This is a genomic window from Kitasatospora sp. NPDC048286 (genome assembly GCF_043201735.1).
GTDB lineage: Bacteria > Actinomycetota > Actinomycetes > Streptomycetales > Streptomycetaceae > Kitasatospora.
In genome coordinates, this window is record NZ_JBICZE010000006.1 from 561862 (window position 1) to 582456 (window position 20595).

The following is a 20595-nucleotide window of genomic DNA, read 5'->3' on the forward strand; positions in this document are numbered from 1 at the left end:
TTGAACGAACGAGGACCGGCTTCAGCGACCGCCCGCGGGCGGTCCACCGACTGCGAGGGGGAGGGCCGATGACCGGGCGAGCCGATGCCGCGCGCCCGGCCGCGGTCGTGGTCGGCGGCGGGCTGGCCGGGATCACCACCGCACTGCGCCTCGCCGAGGCGGGCCACCGGGTCACCCTCGCCGAGGCGCGGCCCCGGCTCGGCGGACTGGCCTTCTCCTTCCGGCGCGGCGAGCTGACCGTCGACAACGGCCAGCACGTCTACCTGCGCTGCTGCACCGCCTACCGCGGCCTGCTGGAGCGCCTCGGCGCCACCCGGCTGGTCCACCTCCAGGACCGCCTCGACATCCCGGTGCTCTCCGTCACCGGGCCGCCGGCCGCCCCCGTGCGCACCCTCGGCCGGCTGCGCCGGGCCGGCCTGCCCGTCCCGCTGCACCTGGCCGGCAGCCTGGCCCGCTACCCGCACCTGTCCCCGGCCGACCGCGCCCGGGTGGTCCGCGGCGCGCTCGCCCTGCGGGGCCTGGACCTCGCCGACCCGGCGCTGGACGAGGTCTCCTTCGGCGAGTGGCTGCGCCGCAACGGGCAGAACGCCGCCACCCAGGCCGCCCTGTGGGACCTGGTCGGCGTCGCCACCCTGAACGCCCGGGCCGACCGGGTGTCGCTGGCGCTCGCCGGGATGGTCTTCAAGACCGGCCTGCTCTCCGACCCGGGCGCCTCGGACATCGGCACCGCCGCCGTCCCGCTCGGCACGATCCACCACGACCGGGCGCTCGCCGAGCTGGAGCGGGCCGGCGTCCGGGTGCTGCTGCGGGCCCGGGTGGCCGAGCTGAAGCCGGCCGTCCCGCAGCACGCCGTCCGGCTGGAGGGCGGGGAACTGCTCACCGCCGACACCGTCGTGCTGGCCGGCGCCCAGGACAGCGCGGCCGCGCTGCTGCCGCCGGACGCGGTCCCCGGGCAGGAGCGGCTGGCCGGCTTCGGCACCACGCCGATCCTCAACGTGCACGTGATCTACGACCGCAAGGTGCTGCGCCGGCCGTTCTTCGCCGCGCTCGGCTCCCCGGTCCAGTGGGTCTTCGACCGCACCGCGCACTCCGGCCTGGCCGCCACCGCGCTGGGCCACGCCCACCCGGGCGCCCAGTACCTGGCGCTGTCCCAGTCCGCCGCGCAGGACGAGATCGACCTGCCGGTCGCCGAACTGCGCCGGCGCTACCTGCCCGAGCTGGGCCGGCTGCTGCCGGCCGCGGCCCGTGCCGAGGTGCTGGACTTCTTCGTCACCCGGGAACGCACCGCGACCTTCGACCCGGCCCCGGGCAACGGGGCGCTGCGCCCCTCCGCCCGCACCGACGTCCCCGGCCTGCTGCTGGCCGGCTCGTGGACGGCCACCGGCTGGCCCGCGACCATGGAGGGGGCCGTGCGCAGCGGCCACGCCGCGGCCGACGCCGCGCTCGCCGCGGCCGGCACCCGGGTGCCGGTGGACCGCGGCGACGGGAGGTGGCCCAGGTGACGGCGGGCCCCGACACCGGAGAGCCCGCCAGAGCCGACGGGCGTACCGTCGAGCGCATCGGCGCAACCACCGGCAACGGCCCGTACGGCCGCCCCGGTACCACTGGCACTGGCACTCGGTTCGACACCAGCCGCACCGACAGCACCCGGCCGCCCCGTGCGGTCCGGCACCACGAGGGAGAGGGAACGCACGTGGAGTCACGCACCGGCTTCGCCGTCGGAGGCACGGCGCACGCCGAACCGGTCTCGGTGCCGGAGCTGCTCGCCCGCAGCCGTACGCTCTGCACCCCGCCGCTACGGGCCGCCGTCGCCCGTTTGGCCGCACCCATGGACACCGTCGCCGCCTACCACTTCGGCTGGATCGACCGCGACGGCACCCCGGTGACGGGGGACGGCGGCAAGGCCGTGCGCCCGGCGCTGGCGCTGCTGTCCGCCCGGGCCGCGGGCGCGCCGGCCGAGGTGGGGGTGCCCGGCGGGGTCGCGGTTGAACTGGTGCACAACTTCTCCCTCCTCCATGATGATCTGATGGACGGTGACGAGACCCGACGGCACCGGGCCACCGCCTGGACGGTCTTCGGGCCGGCCCAGGCGATCCTGGTCGGCGACGCCCTGGCGACGCTCGGCACGGAGGTGCTGCTCGACGCCGCGGTGACCGGCGGCACGAGCGCCACCGACGCCGTGCGGGCCGTGCGGCTGCTCACCACGGCGACCCGCCGGCTGATCGACGGCCAGGCCATGGACGTCGCCTTCGAACAGCGCGACAGCGTCACGGTCGCCGAGTGCCTGGAGATGGAGGGCGGCAAGACGGCGGCACTGCTGGCCGCCGCCTCGGCGATCGGCGCCGTCCTGGCCGGCGCCGACGACAAGGTCTCCGACGCGCTCCAGCGCTACGGCCACCACCTGGGCCTGGCCTTCCAGGCGGTGGACGACCTGCTCGGCATCTGGGGCGCCACCGAGGTCACCGGCAAGCCGCACTGGGGCGACCTGCGCCAGCGCAAGAAGTCCCTGCCGGTGGCCGCCGCGCTGGCCGAGGGCGGAGCGGCCTCGCGCCGGCTCGCCGAGCAGCTGGCCGACCCGAAGGGACGTGGGGAGGAGAGCGAGCCCGAGCTCGCCGCCCGGGCCGCGCTGATCGAGGAGGCCGGCGGCCGTGCCTGGACCCAGGAGGAGGCCCGCCGCCAGCACACGACTGCCCTCGCCGCCCTGGACGAGGTGCCCATGACCGACGAGGTGCGGGAGCACTTCGTCGCACTCGCCGAATTCGTGGTGGTACGAGAGAGGTGACGTTACGTTGACAGCAACCGCGGACGGCCGGCTCGACCCTGAGTACGATTCCGAGCCGGTCGCGGTGGGCGACCGCCCCCCGACCCTGCTGGGTACGGGGCGGTGGCAGCCCGAGGACACCGACCAGCTACGGCCGGCCGGTGAGGCGGAGCTCCGACCGGCCGACGCGCGGGAGGCCCTGGCCCGCGCCACCACCCACCTGCTCTCCCTGCAGTCGTCCGAGGGCTGGTGGAAGGGTGACCTGGAGACCAACGTCACCATGGACGCCGAGGACTTACTGCTCCGCCAGTTCCTGGGGATCCGCACCGAGGAGCAGACCCGCGCCACCGCCGAGTGGATCCGCTCCCAGCAGCGCGAGGACGGCACCTGGTCCACCTTCCACGGCGGGCCGCCCGAACTGTCCACCACCGTCGAGGCCTACGTCGCCCTCAAACTGGCCGGCGACGACCCGGACGCCCCTCACATGCTGGCCGCCGCGCGCTACGTCCGCTCCGCCGGGGGCATCGCGGCCTCCCGGGTGTTCACCCGGATCTGGCTCGCCCTGTTCGGCTGGTGGCCCTGGGAGCGGCTGCCCGAGATGCCGCCCGAGATCATCTTCCTGCCCAAGTGGCTGCCGCTGAACATCTACGCCTTCGGCTGCTGGGCCCGCCAGACGATCGTCCCGCTGACCGTCGTCTCCTCCCACCGCCCGGTCCGTCCGGCCCCCTTCGCGCTCACCGAGCTGCACACCGACCCGGACGACCCGTACCCCCACCGGCCGCTCGCACCCGCCACCACCTGGGACGGCCTCTTCGAACGCCTCGACAAGGTGCTGCACGCCTACCACCGCCGGGCCTTCCGCCCGCTGCGCCGACTGGCCGTCTCGCAGGCCTGCCGCTGGATCGTCGAACGCCAGGAGGCCGACGGCTGCTGGGGCGGCATCCAGCCGCCCGCCGTCTACTCGCTGATCGCCCTGCACCTGGAGGGCTACGAGCTGGAGCACCCGGTGATGAAGGCCGGGCTCTCCTCCTTCGACCGCTTCACCGTGCACACCGAGGACGGCAAGCGCTGGCTGGAGGCCTGCCAGTCCCCGGTCTGGGACACCTGCCTGGCCACCATCGCCCTGGTCGACGGAGGGGTGCCGGCCGACCACCCGGCGCTGGTCTCCGCCGTCGACTGGATGCTCGGCGAGGAGATCCGCAAACCCGGCGACTGGGCCGTCCAGCGGCCCGCGCTCGCCCCCGGCGGCTGGGCCTTCGAGTTCGAGAACGACACCTACCCCGACATCGACGACACCGCCGAGGTGGTGCTCGCGCTGCGCCGGGTCGCCCACCCCGACCAGGGCAAGGTCGACGCGGCGATGGACCGGGGCGTGCTGTGGAACCTCGGCATGCAGTCCAAGAACGGCGCCTGGGGCGCCTTCGACGTGGACAACACCAGCACGCTGCCCAACAAGCTGCCGTTCTGCGACTTCGGCGAGGTGGTCGACCCGCCGTCCGCCGACGTCACCGCGCACGTGGTGGAGATGCTCGCCGAGACCGGCCGCGCCCGCGACCCCCGGACCAGGCGCGGCATCGAGTGGCTGCTGCGCAACCAGGAGGCGGACGGCTCCTGGTTCGGCCGCTGGGGCACCAACTACATCTACGGCACCGGCTCGGTGCTGCCCGCCCTGGTCGCGGCCGGCGTCCCCGACGAGCACCCGGCGATCCGCCGGGCGGTGCGCTGGCTGGAGGACCGGCAGAACACCGACGGCGGCTGGGGCGAGGACATGCGCTCCTACGACGACCCGGCGCGCTGGGCCGGGCGCGGCGACTCCACCGCCTCGCAGACCGCGTGGGCGCTGATGGCGCTGCTCGCGGCCGGCGAGGGGCCGCGGGAGCGGGCCAACCCGGCGGTGGAGCGCGGCGTGGAGTGGCTGGTGCGCACCCAGCTGCCCGAGGGCACCTGGGACGAACCGCAGTTCACCGGCACCGGCTTCCCGTGGGACTTCTCCATCAACTACCACCTGTACCGGCTGGTGTTCCCGGTCACCGCGCTCGGCCGCTACCTCCACGGCACCCCGGGCACGAGCCGGGCCGACGGGGCCCCGGCGATCGGAGCGGCGCGGTGACCACCGCGCCCCTGCTGGTGCTCTGCGCCCTGGGCCCCGAGGTCTGGGCCCTGCGCGGCGGTGACTGGCGGGGCGCGCCCGGCGGGCCCCCGGTGCTGGTGCGCACCGGGGTCGGCCGGCGGCGTGCCGGGCTGGCCGTCCGGCGGCTGCTCGGCTCCGCCCCCACCGGCTACGGCGCCGTGGTGGTGGCCGGCTTCGGTGCGGCGGTCGGCCCCGGCGTGCTGCCCGGCGACGTGGTCGCCGCCGACGGCGTGCGCGACGCCGAGGGCCACCTGTACCCGCTCGACTCCGGGGCGGAGCTCACCCGGGCGCTGAAGGAGCGCGGGCTGAGCGTGCACACCGGGGTCCACCACACCGCCGACCACGTGGTGCGCGGCATCGAGCGGCGGGCGCTGCACGTCCAGGGCGCGCTCGCGGTCGACATGGAGGCCGCCGCCGTCCTGGCCGCGCTGTGCGAGGTGCGGCCCGCTCTGCCGACGGCCGTCCTGCGGGTGGTGGTGGACACGCCCGAGCACGAACTGCTGCGGCCCGGCACCCTCCCGGCCGGGGTGCGCGCCTGGCGGACCCTGCGCGCGACGGTACCCGCCCTCGTCGACTGGTACCGGCACGAGCGCGCGCCGGGCCCCGTACGCCTGAACGGCTCCACAGATTCGAACGGCTCAATGGGTTCGAACGGTTCGACAGATCTGAACGGCTCCACAGACCTGAACCACCCCACATCCTCGACGCTCCCCCAGGAGGCGAGCTAGCCATGGCCATGCCGTTGCGCCAGACCGTGCGGGTCGGCACCTACCTCATGCAGCAGAAGCTGCTCAAGCGCCGGGACAAGTTCCCGCTGATCGTGGAGCTGGAGCCGCTCTTCGCCTGCAACCTCGCCTGCGAGGGCTGCGGCAAGATCCAGCACCCGGCGGGCGTGCTGAAGCAGCGGATGCCCGTCGCCCAGGCGGTCGGCGCGGTCCTGGAGTCGGGTGCCCCGATGGTCTCGATCGCCGGCGGCGAGCCGCTGATGCACCCGCAGATCGACGAGATCGTCCGGCAGCTGGTCGAACGCCGCAAGTACGTGTTCCTCTGCACCAACGCGCTGCTGCTGCGCAAGAAGATCGACAAGTTCAAGCCGTCGCCGTACTTCACGTTCGCCGTGCACATCGACGGCATGCGCGAACGGCACGACGAGTCGGTGGCCAAGGAGGGCACCTTCGACGAGGCGGTGGCCGCGATCAAGGAGGCCAAGCGGCGGGGCTTCCGGGTCACCACCAACAGCACCTTCTTCAACACCGACACCCCGCAGACCGTCATCGAGGTGCTGGACTACCTCAACGACGAGCTCAAGGTGGACGAGATGATGATCTCGCCCGCCTACGCCTACGAGAAGGCCCCCGACCAGGAGCACTTCCTCGGCGTCGAGCAGACCAGGGAGCTCTTCCGCAAGGCCTTCGCCGGCGGCAACCGCAACCGCTGGCGGCTCAACCACAGCCCGCTCTTCCTGGACTTCCTGGAGGGCAAGGCCGACTTCGAGTGCACCCCCTGGGGCATCCCCAACTACTCGCTGTTCGGCTGGCAGCGGCCCTGCTACCTGATGGCCGACGGCTACGTGCCGACCTACCGCGAGCTGGTCGAGAAGACCGACTGGAGCAAGTACGGCCGCGGCAGGGACCCGCGCTGCGAGAACTGCATGGCCCACTGCGGCTACGAGCCGACCGCCGTCCTCGCGACGATGGGCTCGCTCCAGCAGTCGCTGCGTGCCATCACCGAGACCGTCAGCGGCAACAAGGGCCGCTGAGCAGGGAGTTGACCCCAAGGTCGGCGCTCCGGCCCGGGCCCCGCGCCCGGGCCGGCTCCGCCCCCGAACCAGGTCCGGCCCCGAGCCCGGGCCGGGTGGAGGCACCACCGCACCGCTCCGAGTCGTGAGGTGTACCCATGTCACTGCTCTCCCGCGTCACGTCCCCGGCCGAGCTGCGCAAGCTCCCGGCGGTCGAACTCCCGCTGCTCGCCGACGAGATCCGCGACTTCCTGATCGACGCCGTCACCCGCACGGGCGGCCACCTCGGGCCCAACCTCGGCGTGGTGGAGCTCACCATCGCGCTGCACCGGGTCTTCGACTCGCCGTACGACCGGATCGTCTTCGACACCGGCCACCAGAGCTACGTCCACAAACTGCTCACCGGCCGCCAGGACTTCAGCCGGCTGCGGATGCGCGGCGGGCTCTCCGGGTACCCCTCGCGGGGCGAGTCCGAGCACGACCTGGTCGAGAACTCGCACGCCTCCACCGCGCTCTCCTACGCCGACGGCCTGGCCAAGGCCGCCCGACTGCTCGGCCAGCACGACCGGCACACCGTCGCCGTGATCGGCGACGGCGCGCTCACCGGCGGACTCGCCTGGGAGGCGCTCAACAACATCGCCGAGGCGCGCGACCGGCCGCTGGTCATCGTCGTCAACGACAACGAGCGCTCCTACGCCAGGACCATCGGCGGCCTCGCCAACCACCTGGCCACCCTGCGCACCACCCAGGGCTACGAGCGCTTCCTCGCCCTCGGCAAGGAGGCCCTGCAGCGCACCCCGCTGGTCGGCCAGCCGATCTTCGACGCGCTGCACGGCGCCAAGAAGGGCTTCAAGGACGCCTTCGCCCCACAGGGCATGTTCGAGGACCTCGGCCTCAAGTACCTCGGGCCGATCGACGGCCACGACCTGGGCGCGGTCGAACAGGCGCTGCGCCAGGCCCGCAACTTCGGCGGGCCGGTCATCGTGCACTGCCTGACCGTCAAGGGGCGCGGCTACCGGCCGGCCGAGCAGGACGAGGCCGACCGCTTCCACGCCGTCAACCCGATCGACCCGTACACCTGCCTGCCGATCTCGCCCAGCGGCGGCGTCTCCTGGACCTCGGTGTTCGGGGACGAGCTGCTCACCCTCGGCGCCGAGCGGCCGGACCTGGTGGCGATCACCGCGGCCATGCTCCAGCCGGTGGGCCTGGCCCCGTTCGCCAAGGCCTACCCGGAGCGGACCTTCGACGTCGGGATCGCCGAGCAGCACGCCGTCACCAGCGCGGCGGGGCTGGCCACCGGTGGGCTGCACCCGGTGGTCGCGGTGTACGCGACCTTCCTGAACCGGGCCTTCGACCAGGTGCTGATGGACGTCGCCCTGCACAGGCTGGGCGTCACCTTCGTCCTCGACCGCTCCGGGGTGACCGGGCCGGACGGCGCCTCCCACAACGGCATGTGGGACATGTCGATCCTCCAGGTCGTCCCCGGCCTGCGGCTCGCCGCGCCGCGCGACGCCGAACAGCTGCGCGCCCAGCTGCGCGAGGCCGTCGAGGTCAAGGACGCCCCGACCGTGGTGCGCTTCCCCAAGGGGAACATCGGGCCCGCGGTGCCGGCCGTCGAACGGATCGGAGCAGTGGACGTGCTGCTGCGCACCGGGCGGGCGCCGGAGATCCTGCTGGTCGCGGTCGGCACCACCGCCCCCGCCTGCCTGGACGCGGCCCGGCTGCTGCTCGCCGAGGGCTTCACCGCGACCGTGGTCGACCCGCGCTGGGTCAAACCCGTCGACCCGGTGCTGCCCGAACTGGCCGCCGCCCACCGGCTGGTGGTCACCGTCGAGGACAACGGCCGTACCGGGGGCGTCGGTTCGGCCGTCGCCCAGGCGCTGCGCGACGCCGACGTGGACGTGCCGGTGCGGGTACTCGGCCTGCCCCAGGAGTTCCTCGACCACGCCTCGCGCGGAGAGATCCTGGAGGAGGCCGGGCTGACCGGGACCGGGGTCGCCGCCCAGACCGCCGTCTTCGCCAAGAACCTGCTACCGACCCGAGGAGCGAACCCGCGCCATGCCGGCTGAACCAGACCGCCCCGCCTTCGACCTCGCCGCGCTGATCGCCGAACGCGGCGGCGAACGCTACGAGCTGCACGGCCGCTACCTCAACCCGCAGCTGCCGCGGATGCTGCACACCATCGGCTTCGACAAGTACTACGAGCGCGCCCGGGGCCAGTACTTCTACGACGCCGAGGGCAACGAGTACCTCGACATGCTGGCCGGCTTCGGCATCTTCGCGCTCGGCCGCCACCATCCCGTGGTGCGCTCGGCGGTCCAGCAGGTGATGGACCTCGACCTGCCCGACCTGGTCCGCTTCGACTGCTCGCCGCTGCCCGGGCTGCTGGCCGAGCGGCTGCTGTCGTACGCGCCCGGGCTGGACCGGGTGTTCTTCGGCAACAGCGGCACCGAGGCGGTGGAGACCGCGCTCAAGTTCGCCCGCTACGCCACCGGACGCCGGCGGATCCTCTACGCCGACCACGCCTTCCACGGGCTGACCACCGGCTCGCTCTCGGTCAACGGGGAGAGCGGCTTCCGCAAGGGCTTCGACCCGCTGCTGCCGGACACCGCCATCCCGCTCGGCGATCTCCGCGCGCTGGCCAAGGAGCTGAAGCGCGGCGACGTCGCGGGGCTGATCGTCGAGCCGATCCAGGGCAAGGGCGTCCAGGCGCCGCCGCCCGGCTGGCTGCGGGCCGCCCAGGCGCTGCTGCACGAGCACCGGGCACTGCTGATCTGCGACGAGGTGCAGACCGGCATCGGCCGCACCGGCGAGTTCTTCGCCTACCAGCACGAGGACGGCGTGCTGCCCGACCTGGTCTGCGCGGCCAAGGCGCTGTCCGGCGGGTACGTGCCGATCGGGGCCACGCTCGGCAAGAGCTGGATCTTCGAGAAGGTGTACTCCTCGATGGACCGGGTGCTGGTGCACTCGGCCAGCTTCGGGTCCAACGCCCAGGCCATGGCGGCCGGGCTGGCGACCCTGGAGGTGATGCGCGACGAGCAGGTGGTGGAGAACGCCCGCAAGGTCGGTGACCACTTCCGCGAACGGCTGGCCGCACTGGTCGACGAGTACGAGCTGCTCGCCGAGGTGCGCGGGCGCGGGCTGATGATCGGGATCGAGTTCGGCCGGCCCAAGTCGCTCAAGCTGCGCACCGGTTGGACCGCGCTCCAGGCGGCACGCAAGGGGCTGTTCGCGCAGATGGTGGTGGTGCCGCTGCTGCAGCGGCACCGCATCCTGACCCAGGTCTCCGGGGACCACCTGGAAGTGATCAAACTGATCCCGCCGCTGATCATCACCGAGCACGACGTGGACCGGTTCGTGGACGCATTCACCGCGATCATGGACGAGGCCCACCGGGGGAGCGGACTGATGTGGGACTTCGGGCGCACCCTGGTCAAGCAGGCCGTCGCCGGCCGCTGAGGCGGGGGCCGCGGGTGGCGCGGAGTGGGAAGCCGGCCCGGCCGGCTTCCCACTCCGTGGGAGACACCGCCTCAGAGCTCGGTCCGGCGGCGCCGGATAACCACCACGAGATCGACGACGGCGAACAGGGTGAGCAGGCCGCAGGCCACCGCGAACCCGGTGAGGGTGCCCCGGCTGGGTGCGCCGGAGGCGGGCGAGGCCGCCGCCCAGAGCGCGAAGCCCACCGTGGCCAGTGCGAACAGCGGCGTGAAGGTGAGCGAGAGCAGGTAGCGGAGCTTGAGGTCGCTGCGGGCGGTGGCCGGCTCGGTGCCGCTGCGCCACCGGCGCGGGGTGGTGGTGCGCATCCCTTCACCTCCGGACCGCACGGTCGGGCTACGATTCCAGCGTACGTCCGAGGGACCAGCCGGGGAGGCGCGATGTCGGGTTCGGACGCGGGTTCGGGAGCGGGTTCGGACGCGGCGGGCTCGGGCCCGGGCGCGGGTTCCGGCTCGGGTGAGATGGGTCCGGACGGCGAGGGGTACGCGGGGCTGCGGATCGAGCGGGCCCGGGAGCTGGCCCGGCGGCACGGTTGGGCGTCGGTCCGGGTGCTGGAGCCGGGGGACCTGATGACCATGGAGTACCGGTACGGGCGGCTCAACCTCGCGGTGCGCGACGGGGTGGTCGAGCGCAGCTGGGAGGGGTAGGTCCGGGGGCGCCGGGCCGGCTGCCGTCCGGGTCGGTGCGGGCCGGTTCGGGCGCAGGTCGGTGTGGGTTCGGGCGGCTCGGGTTCGGGATGGCCGGGGTTCAGCAGGGCAGGTGGCGGCGGGCGAAGCGCCGGTGGAGCCGCTGTTCGGCGGCGGCGACCAGGGGTTCCAGCAGCGGCAGGGAGAGCAGGACGAGCAGTCCGGCGGCCCAGCCGGCCAGGACGTCGGTGACCCAGTGGGTACCCAGGTAGACCGTGGTCAGGCCGATCGAGCAGGCGGTGGCGGCGGCGATCAGCGCGCCGGTGCGCCGCCAGCGGACGGCGAGGTAGGCGAGCACCCCCCAGGTGACCACCGCGTTGGCGGTGTGGCCGGAGGGGAAGATGGTGCCGCCGGAGAAGAGCTCGGGTGAGCCGACGTACTGGGCGTAGTGCGGGCCGAGCCGGCCGGTGACGATCTTGACCGCGCCGACGGTGACGTTGAGCAACAGCAGCGCGATGCCCATGACCAGCAGCGGGCGCACCCGGCCGAGGCGGCGGGCCCGCCAGCCGAGCCAGATGAAGGCGGCGATCGCCGAGGGGCCGCGCTGCCCGGCGACCACCCAGGTGTCGAGCAGCGGCTCCAGCCGGGGCCACCGCTCGTAGGGGCGCAGCAGCCGGACCGACCAGTCGAGGTCGACCAGCGCGGTGTTGAGCAGGACCCCGGCCAGCACCAGCAGGTAGCCGGCGAGGGTGACGGCGAGCAGGGCGGCCCGGCGCCGGCTCATCGGGGGCCAGCCGGGTTCGCGGGGATCGGGGCCGACCGGGGCGAGGGGCCGCGCGGGGGTGGTGGGGCGTTCCCGGCGGCCGGTTTCCGCGGTGGGACGCCCCGGCCCCTGGCGCGGAATGGGAGCGGGGGTACTTCTGGATTGCACGGGGTGACCTTACCCAGCCGGACAGGGCTATTCCGGTGGTAATTGTCATTTTCCCGGGAAATCGACAATCGGGTCGAATCGGGGCGGCTCGGGGGGTGATTTCCGCTATTCCGGGATCGAATGTCAGTGTGGTCATCGAATGCTTCTGCAAAAGCCCCGGTAAAGCAAGCGGAGCGGGAGGCCGGTGCGCCCGGCTTCCCACTCCGTGGTAACCCTGTGTAGGTTCCGTGCTCAGTCGAGGGGGCCGCCCGCGACGTAGATCACCTGGCCGGAGACGAAGCCGGCGTCCTCGCTCGCGAGGAACGAGATGGTGTGGGCGACGTCCTCAGGCAGACCGACCCGCTGGACCGGGATCTGGGAGGCCGCAGCCCGCTTGAAGTCTTCGAAGTCCATGCCGACCCGGGCGGCGGTGGCTGCTGTCATGTCCGTGGCAATGAAGCCCGGGGCGACCGCGTTGGCCGTGATGCCGAACTTGCCCAGCTCGATGGCCAAAGTCTTGGTGAAGCCCTGGAGACCGGCCTTGGCGGCCGAGTAGTTGGCCTGGCCGCGGTTGCCCTGGGCCGAGGAGGAGGACAGGTTGACGATGCGGCCGAAACCGGCGTCGACCATGTGCTTCTGCACTGCGCGGGTCATCAGGAAGGCGCCGCGGAGGTGAACGTTCATGACCGTGTCCCAGTCGGACTCGGACATCTTGAAGAGCAGGTTGTCGCGGAGCACGCCCGCGTTGTTCACCAGGACGACCGGGGCGCCGAGCTCGGCGGCCACCCGGTCGACGGCGGCCTGGACCTGCTCGGCGTCCGAGACGTCGGCGCCGACGGCCAGCGCCCGGCCGCCGGCGGCGGTGATCCGGTCGACGGTCTCCTTGCCCGCCGCCTCGTCCAGGTCCAGGACGGCGACCGCGTAGCCGTCGGCGGCCAGCCGGACGGCGGTGGCGGCGCCCAGACCGCGGGCGGCGCCGGTGACGACGGCGACCCGGGGGGCGGTGCTCTGCTCGGTCATGCTCGCTCTCGTCTCTCTCGGGGTTGCCTCCCGGGGAGAGCCCCCGGAGAGGGGTGGCCACACCCTACCGGCGGGTAGGGGGCACGGCCAGGGTGGAGAGACGCAGGTGACGGTGGGTAAGGACCGACCGGTCGGCTTTCTGCTGAGAACGGGTTACTGCAAGGCCTTCGCAGCCCGTAAATATGCCAATGTTGCCGAACCTGCGTCTACTATCCGCCCCTGCCTGCCAGCAAGGGCCCGCCGTTTGTATAGTGTCCGCCAGCAGCCACCGGCTGCACGGCTGGAGCGCCCTCCCTCATAGCTGGACGCCCACTCGCCGTTACTGCCCCACCCGGGTGTCCCACACACACCGGGTGTGACATCGGGACGGATACATGGTGCTGGGGGAGATCCCGACAACCCGCGTGTCTGCGCGACTTCAGCAGTCGCCCGGACACCTCATTCGCGTGGCACAGCAGGTTCACACCCGCTTGTGGTCCGAACACGTCGGAGCCGATCTCACGGCTCCGCAGTTCGCCGTGCTGCTGGTCCTGGCCCTGGAGCCGGGTGCGGACCAGCGGACGGTCGGCGAGCGTGCCTCGCTGGACAAGGCCACGATGGCCGAGATGGTCGCGCGGCTGGTCCGCCGCGGCCTGGTGCTGCGCAGGCGCGACCCGGCCGACGGCCGGCGCAAGCTGCTGGCGCTCTCGCAGAGCGGAGCCCAGGCGGTGCGCGAGGCCACCGGTGGTGTGGTCCGCGTGCAGCGCGTCCTGTTCGAGCCGCTCACGGCGGAGGAACAGGTCGAGATCGTCCGGGTGATGGCCAAGATAGCCAGGCTGGAGCCCGCGGCGGTCGCCGTCATCACCGACGCGCGGCCGATACTGGACGCCCAACGGGCGATCGGCTACCTGATCAGGGTGAGCCAGCAGGTGCACACCAAGCTCTGGTCGGAGCACGTGGGCGTCGAGCTCACGGCTCCGCAGTACGCGGTGCTGGACGCGCTGGAGCTGGAACCGGGCGCCGACCAGCGCACGGTCGGCGAGCTCGCCTCGCTGGACAAGGCCACGATGGCCGAGATGGTCAGCCGGCTGGTGCGCCGCGGTCTGGTGCAGCGTCGGCGCGACCCCTCGGACGGACGGCGCAACCTGCTCTCGCTCTCACCGGCGGGACAGGACCTGCTGCACCGCTCGGCCGCCGGGGTGGCCGAGGTCCAGCGGCTGCTGCTGGCGCCGCTGGAGGAGGGCGAGCACGAAGCCGCGCTCGCGCTCGTCGCGAAGGCGGCCAGGCTCTAGGTCAAATCTTCGCCGCAGTAGCCAAAACGATTCGCCAAAACGCTGAGGGTCCATGTCATGGGCTTTGGCGGATCGGGGCACACCGAAGGCCGCCCGCTCCCGTAGGGGTGCGGGCGGCCTTCGCGTGACCGGGCGTCAGGCGGTTCGGGGGCCCGGCTGCCGGGCCCCCGGGCCGGGCGTCAGTTCCAGTCGAACTCCTGCGGGTCCGGGCCGATCCGCTTGCCGGTGGCCACGGCGGCGATCGCCGTGAGGTCCTCGGCGTCCAGCTCGAAGCCGGCGACGTCCAGGTTCTCGCGGATCCGGGACGGGGTGACCGACTTCGGGATGGCGATCACGCCGCTCTGGAGGTGCCAGCGCAGCACCACCTGGGCGACGGTGCGGCCGTGCTTCTCGGCGATCTTCACCAGCGCGGGCTCGGCGAGGAGCTCCTTGCCCTGGCCCAGCGGGCTCCACGCCTCGGTGGCGATGCCGTGCTCGGCGTGGAAGGCGCGCAGCTCCGTCTGGGGGAAGTACGGGTGCAGCTCGACCTGGTTCAGGACCGGGGCGACGGTGGCCTCGTCGAGCAGGCGGGTCAGCTGCTCGGTGCCGAAGTTGGAGACGCCGATCGACCTGACCCGGCCGTCCGCCTTCAGCTGCTCGAACGCCTTCCAGATGTTCAGGTAGCTGTCGCCGTGCATCGGGCGCGGCCAGTGGATCAGGTAGAGGTCGAGCTGCTCGAGGCCGAGCTTGGCCAGCGAGGCGTCGAACTCGCGCAGCACCGCGTCGCGGCCCTGCTCGCCGGACCAGTCGCGGGTGCCCGAGTTCCACAGCTTGGTGGTGACGTAGAGGTCCTCGCGGGACACGCCGCCCGCCAGTGCCTCGGCGATCGCCGCGCCGGTGCCGGCCTCGTTCTCGTAGATGGCCGCCGTGTCGATGGAGCGGTAGCCCGCCTCGATCGCGGCGCGGACGGCCGGCGTGGCCTCGTCGTCCGGGACCTGCCACACGCCGAAGCCGAGCTGCGGGATCTGCGCGCCGTCGTTGAGGGTGACGGTGGGGATGGTGCTCACGGGAAGGGGTGCCCTCCTGATTGTCCTGTGGTTCCAGTGGGGGCAACTGGTGCCCCGGTGTGATTGTTCCCGCCGAACGGGCGAATCTTGAGTGAAGCTTTGCGAGGGTTTGCCCGGGGTGGCGGCCCCGCCGGTGGCGGGGCGGAGACCGCCCTGGTGGGGGACCGTCGGGGGGCCGTGAGGACCTCCGGCGGCGTGTGGGGGCTTGCGGACTCGCGTGCGGGGAGCGTGCGGAGGCTGTGCGCGGGGGCGTGCGGCCCGGCGCGCAGGGGGTGTGCGGGCCGTGGGGTGCGGCGGTGTGTGGGGTGCGGCGGTGTGCGGGGTGTGGCGTGCGGGGGTTGCGCGGGCCGTGGGGTGCGGGGGTGCGGGGGTGGGCGGCCGCGGTGGAAAAACCTGTTGCGCGGATCACACGAAGCTTGGCAGGCTCGCGGCCATGACCTCCTGACTTCCGGGCCCTTCGTGCCCATTCCATCTCCGTCCGGTGTCTCCTCCGGGCGCATCGCCGATGCCGCGCCGCCGCCGTGCCGCCGCGCCGCGCATCATCCGTCCGTCGGCTCCGGCCGCCTGCCGTTCGGCCGCCGCCCGCGCTGCGCGCACGCCATCGAGGCGTTCCGTGCGCCCTGTTCCCCCCGAACTCCCCGTACCCCGTGCGCCCGTGCACATCCGCACCCGCGCACCGCCCGCATCGGAGTGTCATGCTGCTCACCCCTCTGCCGCTGGCCGACCCCGGCAGTCCCGACCTCTCCTCACCCCTGGCCTTCCTGCGCTGGCTGCAGCGCAGCCAGCGACGCGGGCAACTGCTCGCCACCCTCTGGGCGCTGATCGAGATGGGGTGCCAGGCCGCCCTGCCGGTACCGCTCGGGATCGGCGTGCAGGCCGCCGTGGACGGCGACGCCGGCGGGATCTGGCGGTCCGGCGGGCTCCTCCTGCTGCTGGGCGCGGGTGCCTCGTTCGGGACGGTGCTGCTGCACCGCCAGGCGGTCTGGAACTGGATCCACGCGGCCACCCACGTCCGGCAGTTGGTGGCCCGGCAGGCCTCGCACCTGGGGGCCGGGCTGTCCCGCCGGATCGCCACCGGCGAGGTCGTCGCGGTCGGCAGCGGGGACGTCGAGCGGATCGGCTGGTACGTCGAGCTGGTCGCCCGGGTCCGGGCCGCGGTGATCGTCTGGCTGGCCGTGAGCGTGGCGGTGCTGACGGTCGATCCGGTGCTCGGGATCGGGGTGCTGCTCGGCGTCCCGGTGCTGGCGGCCTCCGTCTGGCCGCTGATCGGCCCGTTCGAGCGGCGCTACGAGCAGCAGCGCGCCCTCGGCGGCAAGGCCACCGAGCTGGCGGCCGACACCGTCGCGGGGCTGCGGGTGCTGCGCGGCATCGGCGGCGAGGAGCTGTTCCTGGAGCGGTATCGGGCCGCCTCCCAGAAGGTCCGCGCGGCGGCCGTCCGCTCGTCCCGGATCTGGTCGCTGATGCAGGCGCAGCAGGTGCTGCTGCCCGGGCTGTTCGTGGTCGGCGTCACCTGGTACGGCGCCCGGCTGGTGGCCGACGGCGAGCTCGCCGTCGGCACCCTGATCGCGGTGTACGGCGCGACGGCCTTCCTGGCCGCTCCGCTGCGCATCCTGGGCGAGGCGGCGCACGCCTGGAGCGTGGCCCGGGTCTCCGCCGGGCGGGCCGTGCGGGTGCTCTCGCTGGCCCGGACCGCCGGCACCGCCGAGGCCTCGCTGGCCAGGCCGGACAAGGCGGACCTGCACGACCCGGCGAGCGGGCTGACCGCGCGGGCCGGCGAGCTGACCGCGGTGGTCTGCGGGGACCCGGACTTCGCCGGGGCGCTGGCCGAACGGCTGGGCGGGCACGTCCCGCTGGCCGAGGGCGAACGGGCGCAGACCTCGGTGCGGCTCGGCGGTACGGAGCTGGACTCGGTGCCGCTGGCCGAGGCCAGGGCGGCGGTGCTGGTCCACGACAAGGAGCCGGTGCTGCTCTCCGGCACGCTGGCCGAGCTGTTCGACATCCCGTCCTCGGGGCGGGTCCCGGCCGCCGCGGCCCTGGCGGCGGCCCGGTCCGACGACGTGCTGGAAGCCCTGGTGGACGGCTCGCCCGAGTGCGGGGGCGACCCGATGCGCGCCCGGATCACCGAGCGCGGACGCTCGCTCTCCGGCGGGCAGCGCCAGCGGCTCGCGCTGGCCCGGGCCCTGCTGGCGGACCCGCCGGTGCTGGTGCTCGACGAGCCCACCAGCGCGGTGGACGCGCACACCGAGTCACGGATCGCCACCGGGCTGCGGGACACCAGGGCGGGCCGCACCACCGTGGTGTTCGCGACCAGCCCGCTGCTGCTCGACCAGGCGGACCGGGTGGTGCTGCTGCAGGAGGGCCGGGCCGTCGCGGCCGGGCGGCACCGCGAGCTGATGCGGACCGAGCCGGCCTACCGGGCCGTGGTCACCCGCGAGGAGGAAACGGCCCGTCCGGTGGGTGGGGCCGTATGAGGACCGCCGTCAAAATCCCTGCCACACACGCGAGGAGTACGTCATGAAGCCCCCCGTCCAGGAGGAACAGGGGCCCGCCGCCACCCTGCCGGTCGGTTCCCCGGCCGCCGTGCGCGAGTACCTGCTGCTGCTCGCGCGGCGGCACCGCGCCGGGTTCTCCGCGGTGGTGGTGCTGCACTCGACGGCCACCCTGGCCGGGCTGGTCGGGCCCTGGGTGCTCGGCCGCCTGGTCGAGTCGCTGGCCACCGGCACCGCCGGGTCCACCATCGCGGTGGCGGTCGCCTGGTACCTGCTGGCGCTGGTGGCCCAGGCGGCGTTCACCGGCTGGTCGCGGATGCGCGGCGCGGTGCTCGGCGAGCGGGTGCTGGCCGACCTGCGCGAGGACTTCCTGGTCCGCTCGGTGGCTCTGCCGACCGGCGTGCTGGAGCGGGCCGGCACCGGGGACCTGGTCTCCCGGGGCACCACCGACGTCGACCGGCTGGACAAGTCGGTGCGCGAGGCGGTGCCCGAACTCGCCGTCGCCGTGGTGTCGTTGCTGCTGGTGCTGGGTGCGCTGCTGGTCACCTCGCCACCGCTCGCGCTGACCGCGCTGATCGGGCTGCCACTGCTGCTGGCCAGCTCCCGCTGGTACTTCCGGCGCGCACCGCAGTCCTACCGCAGCGAGGCGGCCGGGTACGCGGCGGTGAGCAACGTGCTGGCCGAGACGGTCGACGCCGGGCGGACGGTCGAGGCGCTGCGGCTGGGCGACCAGCGGGTCCGGTTGACGGACCGCAAGCTGCGCGAGTGGCTGGCCTGGGAGCGGTACACCCTGTGGCTGCGCTCGGTCTGGTTCCCGACCATCGACGCGGTCTACACCACGGCGGTGCTCGCCACGCTGGTGCTCGGCGGGCTGTTCACCCTCCGAGGCTGGATCACCGTGGGCCAGTTGACCACCGGCGTGCTCTACGCGCAGATGCTGACCGGCCCGGTGGACCTGATCCTGCGCTGGTACGACGAGCTCCAGATCGGCCAGGCCTCACTGGCCCGGCTGGTCGGCGTGCGCGAGGTGCCCGAGCACGAGGGGGACGAGTCCGCCCGCCCGGACGGCCGTCGGGTCGAGGCCAAGGACGTCCGCTTCGGCTACCGCGAGGGCGCCGACGTCCTGCACGGGATCAGCCTGGACGTCGCCCCGGGCAGCCGGGTCGCGCTGGTCGGGCCGTCCGGGGCGGGCAAGTCCACCCTCGGCCGGCTGCTCGCCGGGATCTACGCCCCCGGCCGCGGCAGCGTGACCCTCGGCGGGGCGGCGCTGGCGCGGATGCCGGCCGAGCGGGTGCGCGCGGAGGTCGCGCTGGTGAACCAGGAGCACCACGTCTTCGTCGGTACCCTGCGGGACAACCTGCGGCTGGCCGCGCCCGACGCGGACGACACCGAGCTGCGGGCAGCGCTGGAAGCGGTGGACGCCGGGGCCTGGGTGGACGCCCTGCCGGAGGGGCTGGACACCGAGGTCGGCTCCGGCGGCACCTCGCTGACCCCGCCGCAGGCCCAGCAGCTGGCGCTGGCCCGGCTGGTGCTGGCCGATCCGCACACCCTGGTGCTGGACGAGGCCACCTCCCTGCTGGACCCGCGGGCCGCCCGCCACCTGGAGCGCTCGCTCTCCCGGGTGCTGGAGGGCCGGACGGTCATCGCCATCGCCCACCGGCTGCACACCGCGCACGACGCGGACGTGATCGCGGTGGTCGAGGACGGGCGGATCAGCGAGTACGGCAGCCACCCGGACCTGGTCGCGGCGGGCGGTCCGTACGCGGCGCTCTGGCGGTCCTGGCGGGACGAGCGGTAGCGGGAGGTCCGGGCCGGAGAGCTTCCGGACAGCTTCCGGACAGCTGCCGGGGAGCTTCCGGGGAGCTTTCAAACCCGTACGGGGCTCGATTACCCCGTACGGGTTACTCCCCGGCCCGGAATGGCGCGTAGTCGGGCAAATCGGCCGTCCGGCCCGCAGACTGCTCCGGTGACCAAGATTTCAGACGGCTCGTCCCGCTCCTCCCGCGGTGAGATCGGTGGGATTCCCACGCGGTACATCGGGATCGGCGTCATCGTCGTCCTCGCCGTGTGGTTCCTGTTCGCCAACCTCGACAGGGTGCAGATCCAGTTCTGGGTCTTCACCGTCACCGCGCCGCTCTGGATCGCGCTGCTGGCCACGCTGATCGCGGGCGTCGCGCTGGGCTGGCTGTTGAAGGGGCGGCGCAGCAAGTGACCGCGGCCCCCGGGCCGGCCCCGACCGGCGCCTCGGCCTTCACCCCGCTGATCGAGGTGCGCGGGGTCAACAAGCACTACGGGGACCTGCACGTCCTCCAGGACATCGACCTGACGGTCGGGCGCGGCGAGGTCGTCGTGGTCATCGGGCCGTCCGGCTCCGGCAAGTCCACCCTCTGCCGGGCGATCAACCGGCTGGAGCCGATCGAGGACGGCACCATCCTGATCGACGGCGAGCCGCTGCCCGAGGAGGGCAAGGGGCTGGCCAGGCTGCGCGCCGAGGTCGGCATGGTGTTCCAGTCCTTCAACCTGTTCGCGCACAAGACCGTGCTGCAGAACGTCTCACTCGCGCAGATCAAGGTCCGCGGGCGGCCCAGGGCCGAGGCGGACGAGAAGTCCCGCGCGCTGCTGGAGCGGGTGGGCCTCGCCTCGCACGCCGCCAAGTACCCGGCACAGCTCTCCGGCGGGCAGCAGCAGCGGGTCGCGATCGCCCGCGCGCTGGCGATGGAGCCCAAGGCGCTGCTGTTCGACGAGCCCACCTCGGCACTCGACCCCGAGATGATCAACGAGGTGCTGGACGTCATGCGCCAGCTCGCGAGCGAGGGCATGACGATGGTCGTGGTCACCCACGAGATGGGCTTCGCCCGGGCCTCCGCCAACCGGGTGGTGTTCATGGCCGACGGTCGGATCGTCGAGGACCGCGCCCCGGAGGACTTCTTCAGCGCTCCTGAGAGCGATCGCGCCCGGGACTTCCTGTCCAAGATCCTGAAGCACTGAGGCGGCGCCGTGAACCGTGAGACGACGCCCGCGGGTCGGCCCCTGACGACGTCCGTGGCGCCGCCGGTCGCGAGGCCCGTGACGACGTCGGTGACGAGGCCGGTGGTGCGGGCGGGGAGA

At 73.4% G+C, this 20595-nt stretch carries 17 protein-coding genes; 13 read left to right on the plus strand and 4 right to left on the minus strand.

The annotated features are described in order from the left end of the window. Positions 1-68: 68 nt before the first annotated feature. The 7 genes from hpnE to ACGF13_RS18025 all read left to right on the plus strand — a co-directional run bounded on the left by hpnE (position 69) and on the right by ACGF13_RS18025 (position 10089). On the plus strand, positions 69-1502 hold the full coding sequence (hpnE, locus tag ACGF13_RS17995) for a hydroxysqualene dehydroxylase HpnE (protein ID WP_392875599.1): 1434 nt from the start codon (positions 69-71) through the stop codon (positions 1500-1502). A gap of 191 nt (positions 1503-1693) precedes the next feature. After that, the gene (locus ACGF13_RS18000) at positions 1694-2782 is read left to right on the plus strand and encodes a polyprenyl synthetase family protein (RefSeq protein WP_392875602.1); all 1089 of its coding nucleotides are present in this window, start codon (positions 1694-1696) and stop codon (positions 2780-2782) included. A gap of 7 nt (positions 2783-2789) precedes the next feature. Beyond that, entirely contained in the window at positions 2790-4871 is a 2082-nt protein-coding gene (gene shc / locus ACGF13_RS18005; RefSeq protein WP_392875605.1) for a squalene--hopene cyclase, read from the plus strand. Then, positions 4868-5620, plus strand: a complete 753-nt coding sequence (locus ACGF13_RS18010; RefSeq protein WP_392875608.1) for a 1-hydroxy-2-methyl-2-butenyl 4-diphosphate reductase — start codon at positions 4868-4870, stop codon at positions 5618-5620. Before shc ends, ACGF13_RS18010 begins: the two co-directional genes overlap by 4 nt. A gap of 2 nt (positions 5621-5622) precedes the next feature. Continuing rightward, positions 5623-6651, plus strand: coding sequence for an adenosyl-hopene transferase HpnH (gene hpnH, locus ACGF13_RS18015; RefSeq protein ID WP_392875611.1), 1029 nt, complete (start codon positions 5623-5625; stop codon positions 6649-6651). Between the two features lie 137 nt (positions 6652-6788). Further along, complete coding sequence (dxs, locus tag ACGF13_RS18020) at positions 6789-8699, plus strand: 1-deoxy-D-xylulose-5-phosphate synthase (RefSeq protein WP_392875614.1); 1911 nt, start codon at positions 6789-6791, stop codon at positions 8697-8699. Further along, the gene (locus ACGF13_RS18025) at positions 8689-10089 is read left to right on the plus strand and encodes an aspartate aminotransferase family protein (protein WP_392875617.1); all 1401 of its coding nucleotides are present in this window, start codon (positions 8689-8691) and stop codon (positions 10087-10089) included. The genes dxs and ACGF13_RS18025 overlap by 11 nt, the downstream gene beginning before the upstream one ends. Before the next feature lie 71 nt (positions 10090-10160). On the opposite strand, the gene ACGF13_RS18030 is transcribed toward ACGF13_RS18025, so the two are convergent. After that, complete coding sequence (locus tag ACGF13_RS18030; protein WP_392875620.1) at positions 10161-10433, minus strand: DUF6343 family protein; 273 nt, start codon at positions 10431-10433, stop codon at positions 10161-10163. 72 nt (positions 10434-10505) lie between these two features. Between ACGF13_RS18030 and ACGF13_RS18035 the strand changes: the two genes are divergently transcribed. Then, complete coding sequence (locus tag ACGF13_RS18035) at positions 10506-10772, plus strand: I78 family peptidase inhibitor (RefSeq protein WP_392875623.1); 267 nt, start codon at positions 10506-10508, stop codon at positions 10770-10772. Positions 10773-10872: 100 nt separating this feature from the next. On the opposite strand, the gene ACGF13_RS18040 is transcribed toward ACGF13_RS18035, so the two are convergent. Next, positions 10873-11535, minus strand: coding sequence for a phosphatase PAP2 family protein (locus tag ACGF13_RS18040; protein ID WP_392875626.1), 663 nt, complete (start codon positions 11533-11535; stop codon positions 10873-10875). A 378-nt stretch (positions 11536-11913) separates the two neighbouring features. Continuing rightward, positions 11914-12681, minus strand: a complete 768-nt coding sequence (fabG, locus tag ACGF13_RS18045; protein ID WP_392875629.1) for a 3-oxoacyl-ACP reductase FabG — start codon at positions 12679-12681, stop codon at positions 11914-11916. Between the two features lie 446 nt (positions 12682-13127). Between fabG and ACGF13_RS18050 the strand changes: the two genes are divergently transcribed. Then, the gene (locus tag ACGF13_RS18050) at positions 13128-13952 is read left to right on the plus strand and encodes a MarR family winged helix-turn-helix transcriptional regulator (RefSeq protein WP_392875632.1); all 825 of its coding nucleotides are present in this window, start codon (positions 13128-13130) and stop codon (positions 13950-13952) included. Between the two features lie 179 nt (positions 13953-14131). Here the strand turns inward: ACGF13_RS18050 and ACGF13_RS18055 are convergent, their stop codons facing one another. Next, complete coding sequence (locus ACGF13_RS18055; RefSeq protein ID WP_392875635.1) at positions 14132-14998, minus strand: aldo/keto reductase; 867 nt, start codon at positions 14996-14998, stop codon at positions 14132-14134. A gap of 695 nt (positions 14999-15693) precedes the next feature. On the opposite strand from ACGF13_RS18055, the gene ACGF13_RS18060 reads away from it, so the two are divergent. The 4 genes from ACGF13_RS18060 to ACGF13_RS18075 all read left to right on the plus strand — a co-directional run bounded on the left by ACGF13_RS18060 (position 15694) and on the right by ACGF13_RS18075 (position 20475). Then, complete coding sequence (locus ACGF13_RS18060; RefSeq protein WP_392875638.1) at positions 15694-17469, plus strand: ABC transporter transmembrane domain-containing protein; 1776 nt, start codon at positions 15694-15696, stop codon at positions 17467-17469. A 43-nt stretch (positions 17470-17512) separates the two neighbouring features. Next, entirely contained in the window at positions 17513-19285 is a 1773-nt protein-coding gene (locus ACGF13_RS18065; protein ID WP_392875641.1) for an ABC transporter ATP-binding protein, read from the plus strand. Positions 19286-19453: 168 nt separating this feature from the next. Beyond that, positions 19454-19699, plus strand: a complete 246-nt coding sequence (locus ACGF13_RS18070) for a LapA family protein (protein ID WP_392875644.1) — start codon at positions 19454-19456, stop codon at positions 19697-19699. Then, positions 19696-20475, plus strand: a complete 780-nt coding sequence (locus tag ACGF13_RS18075) for an amino acid ABC transporter ATP-binding protein (RefSeq protein ID WP_392875647.1) — start codon at positions 19696-19698, stop codon at positions 20473-20475. The genes ACGF13_RS18070 and ACGF13_RS18075 overlap by 4 nt, the downstream gene beginning before the upstream one ends. The last annotated feature ends 120 nt before the right edge of the window (positions 20476-20595 follow it).

Coding starts and splice junctions, on each gene's coding strand:
- ACGF13_RS18030 (WP_392875620.1), bottom strand. CDS start 10,433: ATGCGCACCACCACCCCGCGCCGGTGGCGCAGCGGCACCGAGCCGGCC.
- fabG (WP_392875629.1), bottom strand. CDS start 12,681: ATGACCGAGCAGAGCACCGCCCCCCGGGTCGCCGTCGTCACCGGCGCC.
- ACGF13_RS18040 (WP_392875626.1), bottom strand. CDS start 11,535: ATGAGCCGGCGCCGGGCCGCCCTGCTCGCCGTCACCCTCGCCGGCTAC.
- ACGF13_RS18035 (WP_392875623.1), top strand. CDS start 10,506: ATGTCGGGTTCGGACGCGGGTTCGGGAGCGGGTTCGGACGCGGCGGGC.
- ACGF13_RS18065 (WP_392875641.1), top strand. CDS start 17,513: ATGAAGCCCCCCGTCCAGGAGGAACAGGGGCCCGCCGCCACCCTGCCG.
- hpnE (WP_392875599.1), top strand. CDS start 69: ATGACCGGGCGAGCCGATGCCGCGCGCCCGGCCGCGGTCGTGGTCGGC.
- dxs (WP_392875614.1), top strand. CDS start 6,789: ATGTCACTGCTCTCCCGCGTCACGTCCCCGGCCGAGCTGCGCAAGCTC.
- hpnH (WP_392875611.1), top strand. CDS start 5,623: ATGGCCATGCCGTTGCGCCAGACCGTGCGGGTCGGCACCTACCTCATG.
- ACGF13_RS18025 (WP_392875617.1), top strand. CDS start 8,689: ATGCCGGCTGAACCAGACCGCCCCGCCTTCGACCTCGCCGCGCTGATC.
- ACGF13_RS18060 (WP_392875638.1), top strand. CDS start 15,694: ATGCTGCTCACCCCTCTGCCGCTGGCCGACCCCGGCAGTCCCGACCTC.